Source organism: Rosenbergiella metrosideri (assembly GCF_022602565.1).
GTDB classification, from domain to species: domain Bacteria; phylum Pseudomonadota; class Gammaproteobacteria; order Enterobacterales; family Enterobacteriaceae; genus Rosenbergiella; species Rosenbergiella metrosideri.
Genome location: NZ_JALBCV010000060.1, coordinates 1 through 299, shown reverse-complemented (window position 1 = coordinate 299; position 299 = coordinate 1). Strand labels below are relative to the sequence as shown.

Genomic DNA, 299 nt, shown 5'->3' with positions numbered 1-299 from the left:
TTCAATTTATCAGCTTGTTTCCAGATTTTTAAAGAGCAATATCTTAAAGACGACTCGTAAGTCAGCTTTAAGATAATAGTGTCGGCGACTTTCACTCACAGACCAGCAAGTGGCGTCCCCTAGGGGATTCGAACCCCTGTTACCGCCGTGAAAGGGCGGTGTCCTGGGCCTCTAGACGAAGGGGACATAAGTCTGCTTCGCAAGACGCCTTGCTTCTTTACTTTTTCATCAGACAATCTGTGTGAGCACTACGCAGCAATGTATCTTACAGGTAAGGAGGTGATCCAACCGCAGGTTCC

The 299-nt window shown here is 47.5% G+C and carries 1 tRNA gene; it reads right to left on the bottom strand.

The features are described 5' to 3' along the window. Positions 1-110: 110 nt before the first annotated feature. Positions 111-186, bottom strand: a tRNA-Glu gene (locus MKR94_RS16480). Positions 187-299: the final 113 nt, after the last annotated feature.